Annotated in this window: 14 protein-coding genes and 1 pseudogene; 4 read left to right on the top strand and 11 right to left on the bottom strand. The window is 63.6% G+C overall.

Annotated elements, in window-relative coordinates:
• Positions 1-26: 26 nt before the first annotated feature.
• From FQV27_RS17410 to FQV27_RS17360, 11 genes are all read right to left on the bottom strand, one after another.
• A complete protein-coding gene (locus FQV27_RS17410; protein ID WP_147101035.1) occupies positions 27-1,781 on the bottom strand; it encodes a PHA/PHB synthase family protein in 1,755 nt (584 codons plus the stop codon).
• Positions 1,782-1,864: 83 nt separating this feature from the next.
• Positions 1,865-2,512, bottom strand: a complete 648-nt coding sequence (locus FQV27_RS17405; RefSeq protein ID WP_147101032.1) for a LutC/YkgG family protein — start codon at positions 2,510-2,512, stop codon at positions 1,865-1,867.
• The gene (locus tag FQV27_RS17400) at positions 2,509-3,942 is read right to left on the bottom strand and encodes a lactate utilization protein B (RefSeq protein WP_147101030.1); all 1,434 of its coding nucleotides are present in this window, start codon (positions 3,940-3,942) and stop codon (positions 2,509-2,511) included. Before FQV27_RS17400 ends, FQV27_RS17405 begins: the two co-directional genes overlap by 4 nt.
• Before the next feature lie 5 nt (positions 3,943-3,947).
• Positions 3,948-4,715, bottom strand: coding sequence for a (Fe-S)-binding protein (locus tag FQV27_RS17395; RefSeq protein WP_147101028.1), 768 nt, complete (start codon positions 4,713-4,715; stop codon positions 3,948-3,950).
• A gap of 7 nt (positions 4,716-4,722) precedes the next feature.
• The gene (locus tag FQV27_RS17390) at positions 4,723-6,492 is read right to left on the bottom strand and encodes an L-lactate permease (RefSeq protein WP_147101026.1); all 1,770 of its coding nucleotides are present in this window, start codon (positions 6,490-6,492) and stop codon (positions 4,723-4,725) included.
• Positions 6,493-6,677: 185 nt separating this feature from the next.
• Positions 6,678-7,142: a hypothetical protein gene (locus tag FQV27_RS17385; protein ID WP_147101023.1), complete on the bottom strand. Its 465-nt coding sequence runs from the start codon at positions 7,140-7,142 to the stop codon at positions 6,678-6,680.
• A gap of 64 nt (positions 7,143-7,206) precedes the next feature.
• Complete coding sequence (lpdA, locus tag FQV27_RS17380) at positions 7,207-8,946, bottom strand: dihydrolipoyl dehydrogenase (RefSeq protein ID WP_147101021.1); 1,740 nt, start codon at positions 8,944-8,946, stop codon at positions 7,207-7,209.
• Positions 8,947-8,959: 13 nt separating this feature from the next.
• Complete coding sequence (aceF, locus tag FQV27_RS17375; protein ID WP_147101019.1) at positions 8,960-10,228, bottom strand: dihydrolipoyllysine-residue acetyltransferase; 1,269 nt, start codon at positions 10,226-10,228, stop codon at positions 8,960-8,962.
• A 24-nt stretch (positions 10,229-10,252) separates the two neighbouring features.
• Positions 10,253-12,907, bottom strand: a complete 2,655-nt coding sequence (aceE, locus tag FQV27_RS17370) for a pyruvate dehydrogenase (acetyl-transferring), homodimeric type (protein WP_147101017.1) — start codon at positions 12,905-12,907, stop codon at positions 10,253-10,255.
• A gap of 11 nt (positions 12,908-12,918) precedes the next feature.
• Positions 12,919-13,644 (bottom strand): acetoacetyl-CoA reductase, encoded by a 726-nt coding sequence (gene phbB / locus FQV27_RS17365; RefSeq protein WP_147101015.1) that lies wholly within the window; start codon positions 13,642-13,644, stop codon positions 12,919-12,921.
• Positions 13,645-13,685: 41 nt separating this feature from the next.
• Positions 13,686-14,858 (bottom strand): acetyl-CoA C-acetyltransferase, encoded by a 1,173-nt coding sequence (locus FQV27_RS17360; RefSeq protein ID WP_147101013.1) that lies wholly within the window; start codon positions 14,856-14,858, stop codon positions 13,686-13,688.
• A gap of 399 nt (positions 14,859-15,257) precedes the next feature.
• On the opposite strand from FQV27_RS17360, the gene FQV27_RS17355 reads away from it, so the two are divergent.
• From FQV27_RS17355 to FQV27_RS17345, 4 genes and pseudogenes are all read left to right on the top strand, one after another.
• Positions 15,258-16,166, top strand: a complete 909-nt coding sequence (locus FQV27_RS17355) for a FadR/GntR family transcriptional regulator (RefSeq protein ID WP_246133163.1) — start codon at positions 15,258-15,260, stop codon at positions 16,164-16,166.
• A 214-nt stretch (positions 16,167-16,380) separates the two neighbouring features.
• Positions 16,381-16,884, top strand: a complete 504-nt coding sequence (locus FQV27_RS19330) for an EamA family transporter (RefSeq protein WP_342779896.1) — start codon at positions 16,381-16,383, stop codon at positions 16,882-16,884.
• The gene (locus FQV27_RS19325) at positions 16,885-17,235 is read left to right on the top strand and encodes an EamA family transporter (RefSeq protein WP_342779897.1); all 351 of its coding nucleotides are present in this window, start codon (positions 16,885-16,887) and stop codon (positions 17,233-17,235) included.
• Between the two features lie 328 nt (positions 17,236-17,563).
• Positions 17,564-17,788: pseudogene (locus FQV27_RS17345) on the top strand (IS5/IS1182 family transposase); the annotation flags it as partial.
• Between the last annotated feature and the right edge of the window lie 508 nt (positions 17,789-18,296).

The raw sequence follows: 18,296 nt of genomic DNA, 5'->3' as shown, positions 1-18,296 counted from the left end.
ACGATCTAGACCGAAGCTGAAGGTGATTATCCCGCCCGCACATAGCTGCCGGGTGCCGGCTCGATCGGTTTCAGCGCTCCGCTACCAGGCACATAGGCCGGAACCTTCTTGCCCTTGCTGTGGCTTTTGATCCATTCCGCCCAGTTCGGCCACCACGACCCCTGGTGCGGCGTGGCCTTGGCCAGCCAGTCCTGCGGATCGGCAGGATAGGCAGCCGCGCTGGTCCAGAACCCGTATTTCGGCCGTTTTGCCGGCGGGTTGATCACCCCCGCGATATGCCCCGATCCGCCCAGAACAAAGGTCGTGTCACCGCCCAGCAAGCCGGTTGTCGGATAGATCGAGTTCCAGGGCGCGATGTGATCCTCTTTCGTCGCAAAGACGTAGAAGGGGATATCGATCTTGCCGATGTCGATGGGCACGCCGTCCATGGTCAGGTGCCCGGCCTTGCGCAAGCCGTTCTCGATATAGATCTTTTCCAGATACCACAGCAGCATGGCCGCCGGCAGGCGGGTGCTGTCGCCGTTCCAGAACAGCAGATCGAAGGCGGGCGGCTTGCGGCCCATCAGGTAATTCATCACGTGGAAGGACCAGATCAGGTCATTTTCCCGGATCATCGAGAACATGTCCTGCAGATGGTGGTTTTCCAGATAGCCCTTTTCGGCCATGTGTTCGCGCAGAACCTGCAGCCGGTCGCGGTCGATGAAAACGCCGATCTCGCCCACATCGGTGAAATCGACCATCGTGGCCAGCGTCGTCGCGGTCTTGACCCGCTTGTCGCCCTTGGCCGCCATATAGGCCAGCGTCGCCGTCACCAGAATCCCGCCGATGCAGAAGCCGAGAATGTCGAACTCGTCCTCGCCGGTCGCATCGGTGATCGCGTCCAGCGCGGTCAGCGGGCCAAGGCGCATGTAATCCTCGAAGCTCAGCGCCGCGTGCTGCTTGCTCGGGTTGACCCATGAAATCAGGAAAACGCTGTGGCCCTGCTCCAGCATATAGCGGACGAGGCTGTTTTCGGGCTTCATGTCGAAGATATAGTATTTGTTGATCCAGGGCGGCACGAACAGCAGCGGGCGCTTGAACTGGGTCTTGGTCAGCGGTTCGTAATGAATGAGCTGGATCAGCTCGTTCTGATAGATCACCTGCCCCGGCGTCGTGGCCAGATCGCGCCCGACCTCGAAGGCCGCGCGGTCGGTCATGTTGATGTCCAGACGGCCGTCGCCGCGCTCCAGATCATCCAGCAGGTTGCGGAACCCGTCCAGCAGGCTGCGGCCATCGGTTTCAAGGAAACGCTCACGCGCGGCGGGGTTCAACGCCAGATAATTGCTGGGCGACAGCGCGCTGAGCAACTGCCGGGTATAGAACCGCACGCGTAGGCTGTCCTTGTCACCCTCGGGCAGGGTCTCGATAAGCCGGTCGGCGGCGCCTTCGATGGCCAGATGCACGTCGCGCAGGCCACGGCTGACCGGATCGCTGGCCCAGCGGCCATCGCGGAAGCGGCGGTCCTTGCTGTCCTCGCCCTCGCCCGTCCATGCGCCTGCCCAGGCCTTGGCGCTGTCGGCCCAAAGATCGATCTGGAACTGCGCCAGCGCAAAGGGGTTCTGCGCCAGCTTCATCCCTGCGCGCGCATAGGCCTGCGCCACGGTCCCCGAATCCAGCACCGAGAATTCATTGCCCGTCGCTTTGGCCAGGGCACTGGCGCTGCTGCGCTGCGCAAGCTCCTGCGCCCGCTTCATCAGGCTGGCAAATTCTGCGGTCTGTTCGGCAATTTTGCTTCGGTCCATTCCGGGTCTCCTTGGGGGTAGCTAGGACGACCGGCTCTGCTGGCAACGGCCGGCGGTGGTGGGGACTGGCAACCGGCAGGTTGTCAGTCTGTGCTTGCAACAAGGATCACATGCAGGAAGCCCGGCCCATGCGCCCCGCGCACATAGCTCCCCTCTATATCGGTCGTGCCGCTGGGTCCGGTGATCAGGATCGCGTTGCGCGGATGGGGCCGCTCGGCCAGCTGCGCAGCATAGTCCTCGAGATGGGACAGGATATCGGATTCCTGCAGCACCACGATATGATGCAGGGGCAGGAAAGACAGCAAGATCGGCGTATCGGCGCCCGAATGCACGATCATGGACCCGCTTTCGGCGATACCCCAAAGCGCCTTTCCGAGCGCTGCCGGCTGGTCCGGGGCAAGAGTGGTGCCGGTGTCAAGGCCCGTCCAGTCGAGTGCGGTCAGCGCCGGCGTCGGTTCCACGGCCAGGGACAGGGACAGGCCGTATCCCGACAGATAGCGCCGCACGGCGTCGGGGACGGCTTCCATGCCGCCAACCCGGTCGATGGTCGTGCCGATCGCCTCGGCCTTCAGGATGAAGGCATCGACCAGCCCCTCGGCGACCAGCCGGGGGCGGCTGGTGTCGGGATCAGCCAGCAGGGCCTTGGCCTCGGCGGCGATGGCGTCGGGCGCCGGGCGTTCCTGAGGCAGGGCGGCGCGGATCGCCGACAGGATGCGGTCGCGGGCGGTCATGGGCGGTCCCCCTTATCTGCCTGCTGGGCGCGATACTGGTCCATGAAGGTGCGGCCCGTCGGGCGCGGTAGGTCGCGATGGGCCGTCCAGCCGCCCGCCAGTGGCAGGCGGGCGATCCAGCCCCCTTTGCCGAATAGCCGGATGGCGCGCACGCCGATCCGGCTGGCTAGCCGGTAAAGACCGGGCCGCCGGGCCAGAACGGCCCAGATACCGATACCGGCGCGAAGGCTTCCCGGTTCCAGCCTTTCTCGCCAACTGCGGATCCGCCATGCGCGCAGCAGCGTGGGGATGGGAATCTCGACCGGGCAAACTTCGGCGCAGCGGCCGTTCATGGTGCAGGCATTGGGCAGGTCGCGCGATCCGGCCAGCCCGTTCAGCACCGGCGTCAGCACCGAACCCATCGGCCCGGGATAGGTGCCGCCATAGGCGTGCCCGCCGATCTGGCGATAGACCACGCAATGGTTCATGCAGGCACCACAGCGGATGCAGCGCAGCATCTCGCGGAACTCGTTGGCCAGCATCCTGGTGCGGCCGTTGTCCACCAGCACGATGTGCATCTCCTCGGGACCATCGGCGTCGCCAGGACGTTTGGGTCCACAGTGGAAGGTGGTGTATTGCGTCAATTCGCCACCCGTGGCCGACCGCACAAGCAGGCGCAGCAGGGACAGGGCATGGGCGGTGGTGGGCACGATTTTCTCGATCCCCGCCGTAACGATATGAATGCGCGGCGGCGTGGTGGTCAGTTCGGCATTGCCTTCGTTCGTCACTGTGCAGGTGGCACCCGTATCGGCCACCAGAAAGTTCGACCCCGAAATACCGATGTCGGCCCCCAGAAACTTGGCGCGCAATTCGCGCCGCGCGCTTTGCACCATGGTGGCCGGATCGTCGGCGGCGGGCGGCGGGTGATGAGCTATCTTGAACAGTTCCGCGACCTGTTCGCGGGTGCGGTGCATCGCGGGCCAGACGATGTGGGAGGGGGCCTCTCCGGCAAGCTGGATGATGTGTTCGGCCAGGTCGGTCTCGACCCGCTCGATCCCGGCATCGGCCAAGGCATGGGGCAGGCCGATTTCTTCGCCCAGCATGGATTTCGATCGCGTCACCAGCTTGGCCTTTGCATCCAGGCAGATGCGGGTGATGATCGCCCGCGCCTCGGCATCGTCGGATGCCCAGTGGACCTTCGCGCCAGATGCAGTGGCGTTGCGCTCGAACTGTTCAAGATAATGGTCCAGATGGGCGATCACGTGATCCTTGATCGCGCGCCCGCGGGCGCGGGCGTCCTGGAATTCGGGAAACGCCGCCACCGCCACCGCGCGCTTGGCCTCGGCCGTGCCGGTGGTGCGGTCGATGGCGATCTTCAGCGTCCGGTCCGCCAGTGCCGTCTTGGCTCGGTTCTTGAACGAAACCTGCACTGATGCCTCTGGTGCGCTCATGATTCTCAGCCCTCCTCGCCGATGGCGGGACCGTCGGCCCGGCCCGCCAGAACCTCGATGGTGTGGAAACAGCGCGTCCTTGTGCCCCGGCGGTTCAGCTTGCCTGCCATGTTCATCAGGCATCCCAGATCTCCCGCCAGAAGCAGGTCGGCCTCGGTCCGCTCGATCGCCTCGGCCTTTTCGGTGACGATCGCGTTCGAGATGTCGGAATACTTGACGCAGAACGTGCCGCCAAAGCCGCAGCAGACATCATTGCCTTCCAGTCCCCGCATCTGCAGGCCCTCGACTTCCGCCAGAAGCGCACGGGGTTGCGCGGCGATGCCCAGTTCGCGCAGCCCTGCGCAACTGTCGTGATAGGTGGCCGTCGCCTCGAGGCGGCGGCCCTTGGTGTGGAAGCCCATGACATCCACCAGAAAGCTGGTAATCTCGTGGGTTTTCGCAGCCATGGCTTCGGCGCGGGGCGCCCAGACCGGATCGTTGGCCAACAGGTCCGGATAGCCGTGCACGATGGTTCCCGCGCAGGATCCCGAGGGCAGGACAATATAGTCTAAGCCCTCGAAAGCAGCGATGGTCTGTCGCGCCAGTGCTGCTGCAACCTTTTCGTCTCCGCTGTTCAGGGCCGGTTGCCCGCAACAGGTCTGCGCCTGCGGCACCTCGACCCGGCATCCGGCCTCCTCTAGAAGCTGGATGGCGGAAAACCCGATGCTGGGGCGGATTGCATCCACGAGACAGGTCACGAAAAGACCTACGCGGGGGTTTGGCTGTCCGGACATGACGACCTCAGCGTTTTTGGGTGGCGGGAACAGCCCCGCGATTGCGCGACATCAGGAACAGCACGGTGGCCGGCCAGATCAACACGGCGATCCACCACAGGTTCAGCCCGCCCGCCAGGATAGCAAGACCAAGAAAGCCACCCTGGACGATATAATAGAACATCGGGATCAGGGTCATGCGGATGATTTCGCCCTCGCGGTCCACAAGTCCCACCGTGGCCGAGGCTGCCACCACGTTGTGCACGCAGATCATATTCCCTGCCGCACCGCCGATGGCCTGCAGCGCAACAACCAATCCGGCCCCGGCCGCGCCCAGACCGATCTGTTCAGCGGTCGAGAACTGGAACAACGAGAACATCATGTTCGAAATCGTGTTCGATCCGGCGACGAAGGCGCCCATCGACCCGATCAGCGGCGCGAACATCGGCCAGGCACTGCCGACCACGGCCGAGACGCTTTCGGCGAGCACGATCGGCATCGACGCCATCGTGTCCGAGGCAGAGTTGATGAACACCTGCACCATCGGCACCGCCAACAGCAGTGCCGGGGCCGCCGCGATCATTGTCGATCCCGACGTACGCAATGCCTTGCCGTAATCGGCCGGACGCATTCGATGGAACAGGAAGGTGAACAGCGAAGCGAGGATCAGCACCGTTCCAGGCAGATACAGCCATTGCACGCGGGCATTGATGCCCGAACCGAACAGATCATCGAAGGCCATGGTCCGTTCCGGGGCGGTCAGCCAGGCCTTGAAATCGGGAATCGTGCGCGTCGCAACCAGCAGAAGAACCACGAATATGTAGGGCGCCCAGGCCTTGAGCAACGACATCATCTCAAGCCCGGCACGGTGATCCTCCAGATCGTCCAGCTTGCCGACCCATTTTTCGTCCCACTGTTCGCGGGGCGGGAAGTCGAAGACCTCCTTCGGAATCAGGAAGCCGGCCCGTGCGGCGGGAACGACGATCAGCAGCCCGATGATGCCGCCCACCAGGGACGGAAATTCCGGGCCAAGCAGGCTGGCAATGATCCAGTAGGGAACGGTGAAGGCAAGCCCGGCGAACAGCGCGAATTTCCAGATGCGGAACCCTTCGGCGAAGGACCGCCGGGAACCGAAGAACCGCGTCATCATGCCGATCATGATCAACGGGATCAGAAAGCCGATCAGGCCATGCAGCGTGGCAACCTTGACAGCAATCTCGACCAGATAGTCAGCGAAGGCCATCGGTGCGATGGTCTGTTCGACAATCGCCTGACCCGAAAGCCCGGTATTGACACCGACAAGAATCGGCGTGCCGACTGCCCCGAATGACACAGGCGTGGACTGGATGATCAGCGATACCAGCACCGCCGCCATGGCCGGAAAGCCGATGGCAACCAGCAGTGGCGCGGCGATGGCCGCGGGCGTTCCGAACCCGGACGCCCCCTCGATCAGCGATCCGAACAACCAGGCGATGATGATCGCCTGTACCCGCCGGTCAGGCGAAATGCTGGTGAACCCTGCCCGGATCGACCGGATGCCGCCGCTTTCCTCCAGCGTGTAGAGCATCAGGATCGCACCGAAGATGATGTAGAGCAGGCTGACTGCGGTCACGGCACCGTTCACGGTGGCGCCAAGAATCTTGTTGAGGTCCGTGCCCCAGACCAAAAGCGCGGTCGCGGCCGTGACCAGATAGGCAACGCCCATCGAAAGCTTGGCCGAGCGTGCGAGCACCACCAAGAGCAGAAACACTGTGGCGATTGGCAGCAGGGCCATGACGAATGTGAAAACTTGGGGCATCTTTCCTCCTCCGAAGCGTCGGGCCAATCCGGCCCTTTGGGGGTCTGTTACAAAGCAGCCGATATTCTCGGGCTTGCCGGATCCGCGGCGCACCATGGTCTGGGTCGAATGGTGATCACCAGCAGGAGCGCGCCGATGCTCTTGTGCGCGTCGCGGTACAGGATGGGGTCACCCGACCTCGTCGCTCAAGCGCCGCGCAAGTCCTTTATGGCCGCATCCACCTCAACTGCAAACCGTTTCTGAGTTTCGGTCATCGCCACCAGCGATTCCTCCGAAAGCCGCTGCATCAGCGCGAGAGCCTTGTCGGCCGCGTCCGAAAGAACCTTGATATTGTTCCCAGACGCCTCGGAGCGGACGGATGTGTCGAGCCGCTTCATGCTGTCTGTTGCGGCAGCCGTCATCTCGTCGAAAATCTGGAACTGACGCTCGATCTGCAACCGGTAGAGGGATCTTGCGTGCTCGTTGGCACTGGCCAGGGCATCCAGCCGTTTCTGCCACATCTTCAGCATTGAGGCGGGATCGAGGCCGTCAACATTCTGACGGCGGAACCAGTCCGCCATGCCCTGAGAGTTCATGAACGGAAACAGGGATGTCGGAACAAACGCCTTGAGCGCTTCATTGAAATCCATGGTGGGCTTCTTGTCGGTCATTGCAGGCTCCTGTTGCTGTGCTGACGAAGGCATCGGGCGATCAGCTGTGGCCGCCCGATCACGGTCAGTGACGCTTCTTCGGCGGAATCAGGTCGGTGATCGTGCCCTCGAACATTTCGGCAGCGAAGTTCACCGTCTCACTCAGGGTAGGATGCGGGTGGATGGTGTGGCCAAGGTCGACCGCATCGGCCCCCATCTCGATTGCCAGGGCCACCTCGGCGATCAGATCGCCCGCGTTGGTGCCGACGATGCAGGCGCCGATCACGCGGTCATCCTCGGGATCGAAGAGCAGTTTCGTTATGCCCTCGCTCCGCCCGTTCGAAAGTGATTTGCCCGACGCAGCCCAAGGGAAGACACCTTTTTCGTACTTGATGCCTTTCGTCTTGGCCTCGGTCTCGGTTAACCCGCACCACGCGACCTCGGGGTCGGTATAGGCGACCGACGGGATCAGCTTGGCGTCGAAGTGCCGCTTGTGGCCGGCACAGACCTCTGCCGCGACCTTGCCTTCGTGCACCGCCTTGTGCGCCAGCATCGGCTGGCCCACCACGTCGCCGATGGCGAAGATGTGCGGCACACCCGTGCGCTGCTGGCTGTCCACGGCGATGAAGCCGCGGTCGTCCACGGCGACACCGGCCTTGTCGGCGTCGATCAGCTTGCCATTGGGTTTGCGGCCCACGGCGACCAGCACCTTGTCGAACGTGTCGGTGAAGCTTTCACCTTTCTCGTCCTCGAAGGTCACTTTCAGACCGCTCTTGAGCGCTTCCATCCCGGTGACTTTCGTCTTGAGGAAGATGTTCTCGTAGCGGCCCTCGATCCGCTTATGCAGGGGCCTGACGATGTCCTTGTCGGCGCCGGGGATGATCTGGTCCATCAGTTCCACGACCGTGATCTTCGAGCCGAGCGCGTCGTAGACGCAGGCCATTTCCAGGCCGATGATGCCGCCGCCGAGGATGAGCATCCGTTTCGGGATGTCCTTGAGCTCGAGCGCGCCGGTCGAATCGATCACGCGGGGGTCGTCATGCGGGATGAAGGGCAGTTTCACCGGCTCGGACCCGGCGGCGATGATGCACTGGTCGAAGCTGACCGTTGTGCGGCCGTTGTCGCCGATCACCTCGATCATGTTCGGTCCGGTGAACGTGCCGTAGCCCTGAACCACCTGCACCTTGCGGCCCTTGGCGAGCCCGCCCAGACCACCGGTCAACTGGCTGATCACGCTGTCCTTGAAGCTGCGCAACTCGTCGAGGTCGATCTTGGGCTTGCCGAAGCTGATGCCATGCGCGCCCATCTCCTCGGCCTCGGTGATCACCTTGGCCACGTGCAAAAGCGCCTTGGACGGGATGCAGCCGACGTTGAGGCAGACACCGCCGAGGTTCGGATATTTCTCGATCAGGACGGTCTTCTTGCCGAGGTCGGCGGCGCGGAAGGCAGCCGTGTACCCACCCGGTCCGGAGCCGAGAACAACCACCTCAGCATGGATATCGCCCTTGCCCGAGGCGGTGCCGGTGGCAGCGACGGATTTCGGCGCTTCGGCGGTCGGTGCTTCGGTCTTGGCGGGAGCGGGTGCATCCCCCGCATCCGCACCTTCCAGCACCATGATGACCGTGCCTTCGGAGACCTTGTCACCTTCGGAGACCTTGATTTCCTTGATCTTGCCGGCGGCGGGCGAGGGGACTTCCATCGTCGCCTTGTCGGATTCCAGTTCGATCAGCGGGTCTTCGGCAGCGACGGTGTCGCCGACGCTCACCAGAACGCTGATGACCGGGACGTCCTTGAAATCGCCGATATCGGGGACTTTGACTTCCATCACATTATCCCCCTTACCACATCAGCTTGCGCATATCGCCGAGCAGCGTCTTGAGCGTCACGCAGAAGCGCGCGGCCAAGGCGCCGTCGACGGCACGGTGATCGTAGGACAGCGACAGCGGCTGCATGAGGCGCGGCACGAATTCCGAGCCGTTCCAGACCGGGGCCATCTTGGACCGGGTGAGGCCGAGGATCGCCACTTCGGGTGCGTTCACGATGGGGGTAAAGCTGGTGCCCCCGATCCCGCCCAGCGACGAGATGGTGAAGGTCGCGCCCTGCATGTCCGGGCCTTTCAGCTCGCCTGCGCGGGCCTTGGCGGACAGGTCGCCCAGTTCCTTGGAGATCTCGACCAGACCCTTGCGATCGGCATCCTTGATCACCGGAACGACGAGGCCGTTCGGCGTATCCGCCGCGAAGCCGATGTTGTAATAGGACTTCTTGATCAGCTTGTCGCCGTCGGGGTGGATCGAGGAGTTGAACTCCCAATGTTCCTTCAGGGCGCTTACGGAGGCCTTGATCACGAAGCTCAGAAGCGTGACGCGATAGCCGTTTTCCTTGGCCATGTTGTCCATTTCCTTGCGGTATTTGTCGAGCTCGGTGATGTCGGCCTCGTCGTTATGCGTGACGTGCGGTACGTTAAGCCACGAACGATGCAGCGCGGGGCCAGAGATCTTCTTGATCCGCGACATCTCCACGTCTTCGACCGGGCCGAACTTGGAGAAGTCGACGACCGGAATCGGCGGGATGCCCATGCCGCCGCTCAGCGCCGCGCCGCCCGATGCGGCAGCGACCGGGACTGCGCTGGCCTTCAGCGCCGCCGTCACGTCGTCGCGCAGAATGCGCCCCTTGCGGCCCGAGCCGTTGATCTTGGCCAGATCAATCCCCAACTGCCGCGCAAAGGCGCGGATCGACGGCGAAGCATGGGCCTTGTTGAACCCCGAATCTGTGACGGCGGGAGCTGCGGGGGCTGCCGCCGCCGGAACCGATGCGGCAGGCGCGGCGGCGGGCGCCGATGTAGGCGCCGATGCGGCGGCAGCGGCGTCGCTGCCCTCGGCCTCGACCGTCAGGATCACCGATCCCTCGGAGACCCGGTCGCCTTCCTTCACCACGATAGAGGCGATGCAGCCTGCGACGGGGCTTGGCACCTCCATTGTGGCCTTGTCGGATTCAAGCTCGATCAACGGGTCCTCGGCGGCGATGGTGTCGCCCACCTTCACCAGAACGGTGATGACCGGGACATCCTTGAAATCGCCGATGTCGGGAACGTTCACTTCAACAGGCATGATGTGTCTCCTCCTTCTTCCCGCTCAGACCAGCCGGGGGTTCGGCTTGGCGCCGTCGATGTCATACTTGGCAAGGGCAGCCTTCAGCGTCGCCTCGTCGACCGCACCGTCACGGAACAGATCCACCATGGCTGCGGCGGCGATGTGGTTGGCATCGACCTCGAAGAACCTCCGCAGGTTCACCCGGCTGTCGGAGCGACCGAACCCGTCGGTCCCCAGCACCGTGTAGCGGCCCGGCACGAAGGCCCGGATCTGCTCGGCATAGTTCTTCATGTAGTCGGTGGCGGCGATCACCGGTCCCTTGGCCTTGGACAGCGCCTGCGTGACATAGGGCACGCGCGGCGCCTCAAGCGGGTTGAGCCGGTTCCACCGCGCCGCGTCCTGGCCGTCGCGGGCCAGTTCGTTCAGGCTTGTCGCCGACCAGATGTCGGCGGTAATGCCGTAATCGGCCTCAAGCATCTCGGCGGCCTTGATCGCCTGGATCAGGATCGTGCCCGATCCCAGCAGATTGACGTGCTTCCTGCCCGGCTTCTTGACCTCTTTCAGGCGATAGAGGCCGCGGATGATGCCCGCCTCACAGCCTGCCGGCATGTCGGGATGGGCATAGTTCTCGTTCATCAGGGTGATGTAAAAATACACGTCCTCCTGATCCTGATACATCCGCGTCATGCCGTGCTGCACGATCACCGCCACTTCGTGCTGAAAGGTCGGGTCGTAGCTGATGCAATTCGGGACGGTGCCCGCGATGATATGGCTGTGGCCGTCCTCGTGCTGCAAACCCTCGCCGTTCAGCGTTGTGCGCCCGGCGGTGCCGCCCAACATGAAGCCACGCGCCCGGCTGTCGCCCGCAGCCCAGGCCAGATCGCCCACCCGCTGAAAACCGAACATCGAATAGTAGATGAAGAACGGGATCATCGGCACGCCGTGGTTGGAATAGGACGTGGCCGCCGCGATCCAGTCGGCCATGGCACCGGCCTCGTTGATGCCTTCCTGCAAGACCTGCCCATCCGCTGCTTCGCGGTAATAGGACATCTGCTCGCGATCTTCGGGCGTATAGTGCTGGCCGGCGGGATTGTAGATCCCTATGGATCGGAACAGCCCCTCCATGCCGAAGGTGCGGCTTTCGTCCGGCACGATCGGCACGATATGCTTGCCCAGCTCCTTGTCGCGCAGAAGTGTGGTCAGGATGCGCACAAAGGCCATCGTGGTCGAAATCTCGCGCTCGCCCGTGTTCTGAAGCTGCGCCTTGAACGCCTCGAGCGGCGGGATTGCCAGCTTGGGCGAGGTGCTGACACGCTGCGGGAATGCGCCACCCAGGGCCTTGCGCCGGTCCGCCAGATAGGCCTTCTGGGCGTTGTTCAACGCGACGAAGGGGGCCTTCGGCAAATCCTCGTCGGACACGGGGATCTTGAAGCGGTCTCGGAACGCGCGCAGTTGCTCCTCTGCCAGCTTTTTCTGCTGGTGGGTGGTGTTCTGCCCTTCGCCCGCGGATCCCATGCCATAGCCCTTGACCGTCTTGATCAGCAGGCAGGTCGGCTGGTCCCTGGTGTCGGTCGCCTTGCGGAACGCGGTATAGACCTTCTCGGGATCGTGGCCGCCCCGGCTCAGCGACCAGATCTGATCGTCGGACCAGTCCTCGACCAGGGCCGCAGTTTCGGGATACTTGCCGAAGAAATGCTTGCGGATAAACGCGCCGTCCTTGGACTTGAAGGTCTGATAGTCGCCGTCCACCGTTTCATCCATCAACTGGCGCAGCCGGCCGCTGGTGTCGTTTTCCAGCAGATCGTCCCAGCCCTTGCCCCAGAGCAGCTTGACGACATTCCAGCCCGCGCCTCGGAAATTGCCTTCCAGCTCCTGCACGATCTTGCCGTTGCCGCGCACCGGGCCGTCCAGGCGTTGCAGGTTGCAGTTGATGACGAAGATCAGGTTGTCGAGACCCTCGCGCGCGGCCAGGTCGATGGCACCGCGGCTTTCCGGCTCGTCCATCTCTCCGTCGCCCAGGAAACACCAGACCTTGCGGTCGGCCATATCGATCAGCCCGCGGTTGTGCATGTATTTCATGAACCGCGCCTGATAGATCGCCATCAGCGGGCCAAGTCCCATGCTGACGGTCGGGAACTGCCAATAGTCCGGCATCAGCCAGGGATGGGGATAGGACGACAGCCCCTCGCCCCCGACCTCGGACCGGAAGTTCAGCATCTGCTCTTCGGTGATGCGGCCTTCCATGAAGGACCGGGCATAGATGCCGGGCACCACATGGCCCTGGAAGAATACCAGATCGCCGCCGTGAATCGCCGACCGCGCGCGCCAGAAGTGGTTCAGCCCGACGTCATACATCACCGCCGAGGAGGCGAAGGATGCGATATGCCCGCCGTATTCGCTGGATTCCTTGTTGCGGCGCACGACCGTCGCCATGGCGTTCCAGCGGTTGATGGTGCGGATGCGCCATTCCATGTCCAGATCGCCCGGAAACTCATACTGATCGTCCACGGGGATCGTGTTCTGGTAAGGGGTCGTTGCAGAGAACGGCAGCGTTGCCCCGGCGGCGCGGGCCTGTGCGACGGCTCTATCGAGCAGAAAATGAGCCCTGTTGGGGCCATCGCGTTCAATCACGTCGGCAATGGCGTCCTGCCATTCGCGGGATTCGATCGGGTCGATATCGGGACCGAGGTCTCTCATGGGTGTTTCCCTCAAACGAAGAACTGGCCGCCATTGGCGGAGATGGTGGAGCCGGTGATGAAGCCGGCATCGCCCGAGGCCAGGAAGACCACGGCACGGGCGATTTCCTCGGGCTCACCCAAGCGACCGACCGGGATCTGCGGGATGATCCGCTCGTTCAGCACCTTCTCGTCGATGGCACGCACCATCTCGGTGCCGATATAGCCCGGGCAGATGGCGTTCACGGTGATGCCGGCGCGGGCACCCTCTTGCGCCAGGGCCTTGGTGAAGCCCAGATCCCCGGCCTTCGCCGCCGAATAGTTGGCCTGACCCGCCTGGCCCTTCTGCCCGTTGATCGAGCTGATATTGACGATGCGGCCGAACTTGCGGTCGCGCATGCCGGTCCAGACCGGATGGGTCATGTTGAACAGCCCGATCAGGTTGGTATCCATGACCTCTTTCCACTGCTGCGGCGTCATCTTGTGGAACATGGCGTCGCGGGTGATGCCAGCATTGTTCACCAGCACCGCGATCGGCCCCAGTTCCTCCTCGACCTGCTTGATGCCTGCGGCGCAGGCATCGTAATCGGCGACCGACCACTTGTAGGTCTTGATGCCGGTCTCGTCGGTGAAGGCCTTGGCGGCCTCGTCATTGCCGGCATAGTTCGCGGCGACGGTATAACCCGCTTCCTTCAACGCTTTCGAGATGGCGGCGCCAATGCCGCGCGATCCCCCAGTAACTAGTGCAACACTTGACATTGATCCCTCCTCTGATGTTGTGTCGATTCTGGCCTGGAGCCTCAGCGCTCGAGGCAGAGGGCGACGCCCATGCCGCCGCCGATGCAGAGCGTGGCGATGCCCTTCTTGGCGTCGCGACGGCCCATCTCGAAGATCAGGCTGTTCAGGATGCGCGCGCCCGAGGCGCCGATCGGGTGGCCGATGGCAATGGCGCCGCCGTTCACGTTCACGATTTCGGGGTCCCAGCCCATCTCCTTGTTCACCGCCAGGGCCTGGGCGGCAAAGGCTTCGTTCGCCTCGATCAGGTCCAGATCGCCGACCTTCCAGCCGGCTTTTTCCAGCGCCTTGCGGCTGGCATAGACCGGACCTACGCCCATGATGGCCGGGTCAAGGCCGGCGGTGGCATAGGAGGCGATGCGGGCCAGCGGGGTCAGGCCACGGCGCGCGGCTTCCTCCTCGGACATGACCATGACGGCGGCGGCACCGTCATTCAGGCCCGAGGCATTGCCGGCGGTCACGGTGCCGTCGCGGGTGAAGGCGGGGCGCAGCTTCTGCATCGCCTCCAGCGTGGCGCCGTGACGGATATATTCGTCCTTGTCGACGACCGTGTCGCCCTTGCGGGTCTTCACGGTATAGCCGACGATCTCGTCATCGAACTTGCCGGCACTCTGTGCGGCCTCGGCCTTGTTCTGGCTGGAGACGGCGAATTCGTCCTGCGCATCGCGGGTGATCTGGAATTTCTCGGCCACGTTCTCGGCCGTCTGGCCCATGTGGTAATTGTTGAACGCGTCCCACAGCCCGTCGCGGATCATCGTGTCGATGGCCTGCATGTCGCCCATCTTCTGACCGGCGCGCAGATAAGAGGCATGCGGCGACAGCGACATGCTTTCCTGACCGCCCGCGATGACGATAGCGGCATCACCTAGGCTGACCTGCTGGGCCGCCAGCGCCACCGCGCGCAGACCCGAACCGCAGACCTGATTGAGCCCCCAGGCCGCCGATTCCTTCGGCAGTCCCGCATTGATATGGGCCTGACGGGCGGGGTTCTGGCCCTGCGCCGCGGTCAGCACCTGGCCGAGGATGGTTTCGCTGACCTCGGCCGGGTCGACGCCGGCGCGCTCGACCACGGCCTTCAGGACGGCAGTGCCGAGATCATGCGCGGGGATAGTGCCGAACGCCCCCATAAAACTGCCGACCGGCGTGCGCGCGGCGGAAACGATAACGGCTTTCGTCATAGCATCGATCCTTTTCCTAAGGTCGTTTGAAAGGCGCTCAGTTTGCTGTGTAAGTGCCATCGGCAGAACAAAGCAACGCGGCTCGACATAGCCGATTTGATGGCCCCTCGCCCAAGAAGTCAGCGGCGCGGCACCGTGGACAGGCATGGCGGAGACAACCTGAGCGACTGACCGGCCAAGCAGGCCTGCGGTCCGGCCCGACCGCCTCGTGCTGCAGCATGGACGCCCCCTCCCAGAGCTGGTGCGGAGCGCTCAGCGTCCCGCCTACGTCATAGCAGGTATATAAACTTTACCACTTAACCTAGTCAACAAGTTTATTTACCTTTAGATCAGGCGCCGTGAAGAGTGATCGTCGGTTGACGCAGCGCGCTCGGCAGTGTGAGGTTCACCGGATACTCCATGGATATCAAGAAAATACTGATTTTCAGACAGAAAAACACACGACTGGAGAAGATTCTGTCCTTGAAATCAGACTCCGATGAGGTAAATAATATTGATGTCTGTCTATCGGCACCCCTAAGGAGATCGCCGCCCATGATTGCCGCGGAAATTTTTGAGCCGATTGATCACGAATCAGTCGTCGATACGGTTGTCGGCAAGGTTGAAACGATGATCGTCGATGGGGTTCTGAAGGACGGTGCTCGTTTGCCGTCGGAGCGCGAAATGGCCGACGCCTTCGGGGTGTCGCGGCCAAAGCTGCGTGAAGCGCTGCAGACGCTCGAGGCTCGCGGCCTCGTTCATGTCCGCCACGGTGACGGAACTTACATTGCCAAACTGACCGGCAGGGCCATGTCGCCGGCCATGTTGGCGCTTTATTCGCGCCATGGCGAAGCCTTTTACGACTATCTCGAATACCGGCGCGAGCAGGAAGCCTTCGCGACCCGCCTTGCCGCGCAGCGCGCGACAGCTGCGGACAAAGAGCGTCTGTCCGCGATCAGGGAAGAACTCGAAGCGGCCTGGCTTGGTCAGGACGCAGAAGCGGAAAGCGAAGCCGATTTCCGGCTTCACCATGCTGTGGTCGATGCCAGCCACAACACAACGCTGATCCACATGATGGCGTCGGTCTATGACCTGACACGTCGCGGAATCTTCTACAATCATGACCTTCTCCGCAGTATCGATGACAGCGGACGCAAGCTTCTCGATCAACACATAGAGATCATTGAGTCGGTTCTGTCCGCTGATCCTGTACGTGCCGAGGAGGCTGCGCGCGACCACATGGACTATGTCGAGGAATCGATACGTCGTGGTCGGGAGCTGCAGCGACGAGAGCAGCGCGCTCGAATGCGATTCAAGACTGGGGTCTGAGTGAGCTGGCTTCATCATTTCCTTTCTTCCGGGTATCTGATGGAGCAATGTTCTGAACCTGACTGCAAACTCAGCTCGCTGCCCGTGGGCCTGCCGCCCCCCGCCCTGCGTCTGCGGGACCTGGCAGGCTTGCATCAGCCGGGGATGCGGGGGGGTCCGATCCGGCCTTGCGCGCTGCCGGATAGCGTGCCGATGCGGACTGAAGGAAATGCCGATGCAGACCCCTGCGCCCCTGACGGTTCTTGGCCTTGTCGCCCTTGCCACCACGGCGATCGTCTGCGGCGACACGGCCGGCAAGCTGCTGACGGGGGCGGGGGTGCAACCGCTGTTCGTGGCCTGGTCGCGTTTCGCGCTGGCGGCCCTGCTGCTGTTCTGGGTGCTGGGCCTGGGGCCGGCCGGCCTGGGGCGCCTGCTGGACTGGCGGCTGATCCTGCGGGCGGCCCTGATCTTCGGCGCCATCGCCTCGATCCTGACCGCGCTTCGGACCGAGCCCATCGCGAATGTCTTTGGCGCCTTCTTCATCGGCCCGATCGTGGCCTATGTGCTGTCGGCCCTGCTGCTGGGCGAGCGCGTGTCTTGGGCGCGCACGGTGATGCTGGGGCTGGGATTTGCCGGCGTGCTGCTGGTCGTCCGGCCCGGCGGCGAGATGGGGACCGGCATGATTTTCGCGGTGCTGGCCGGCACGCTCTACGGCTCGTATCTTGCCGCGACGCGCTGACTGACCGCCTTCTATCCGCCGCTCTTCCTGCTCGGCTCGCAACTGGTGATCGGCGCGGGGCTGCTGCTGCCTGCGGGCCTTGCCAGCGTTCCGGCAAGCACCGACCTGCGGGTCTGGGTGCTTGTGATCGTCAGTTCGCTTGCCTCTGCCTTCGGCAACTATCTGCTGGTGATTGTGAACCGGACGACGCCGGCGACGGTCTCGGCGCCCCTCATCTATTTCCAGTTGATCGCCGCCACCGTGATCGGGTTCCTCGTCTTCGGCGACTGGCCGGAACCGCTGACCCTGCTCGGCCTTGGCGTGATCTTCGCCTCGGGTGTTGGCGGCCTGGCGCTAGTGCCGAGGCGCTAGGCGCGGTGGCCCCGTGCGTGGCGTACACTGACAAGCGCCACGAAGCTGCTCTGCAGTAGCCCAGCCTCTGCACGCGATCCACCCTTGCAGGGGCGCGGGAGGGCTGCAGGCACCTTGTTCCCCGGACACGCCCGAGAAACCTAAACGCCGTCTGCAGAGCGTACTGCGCCCAAGCGACCGTATGCAAACCGCAACAGGGCCAAAGGCTCAGCCCGCGGCGCTCGAGATCTCGGAGGAAATCGGTCCAGAAGGGCTCGCCCATGCGATCACGCCGGGGGTGTGAACGAGGGATAGCCTGCGTGCAACACAGTCACCAGCGGCTCCGCAAATTGCAGCCCGCGGTGCCGCTGCTGTCATTCCGCCACGCAAGAACGCCAAGCCTTGGAAGCCAACGAGCCCCGGTGCCGCCGCGCGCAATGAGGCCCTGCGCGCCACGAAATACTTGGGCTCGGCCCTTTGGCGACGATGGAGCGGCTACCATCGCCGAAGCCGTGTCAAGGCAAAGATGAACTGCATCAAGCTGCTCGGCCAATCCCTGATGGCGCGCGACTTCGGGGTCTTTGCCCCTTTCCGCCGAAGGGCGCAGCCCTGCCCGCGGCCCCGGGGCTGACTGTCATGGCTCGGGAAGGCGGGGTGGTGCGGCCCGCAGGCGCAGCCGAGGACACGGCCCGCCTGGACGACGACGCGCATCGCGCGGCGCTTGGCCATTGACCGTCAGACGCAGGGATGCGTGGCGGACAAAAGGAAATGAAAGGATCGTCGGGGCGGGGGTGAGCGCGGGCGCAGCCCGCGTCGGTCTCCCGGCACGTCCTCAGTCCATTATGGCCCGCGCCTTCGCGCGGGTCTCCGGGTTCCTTCTGCACCGGACACCCGAACGTGGTTCGTTTCGCGTTATGAGTTCCGCGTTAATCGTAATGCGTAATCCGCCATCTGCCGCTTGCTGTCCGCCATCCGCCGATTGCCAAACGGCATCGTAGGTGCCCGATCGCCACCCGGCGCATCGCTCGATCCTTGTCGTCTCGCTCTGCGCCTTGCGCCTGCGTCAGCGGTCCCGCCCGCCA

This window comes from Paracoccus aurantiacus, from assembly GCF_007993065.1.
GTDB classification, from domain to species: Bacteria; Pseudomonadota; Alphaproteobacteria; order Rhodobacterales; family Rhodobacteraceae; genus Paracoccus; species Paracoccus aurantiacus.
This window is presented reverse-complemented; position numbering and strand designations above follow the sequence as displayed.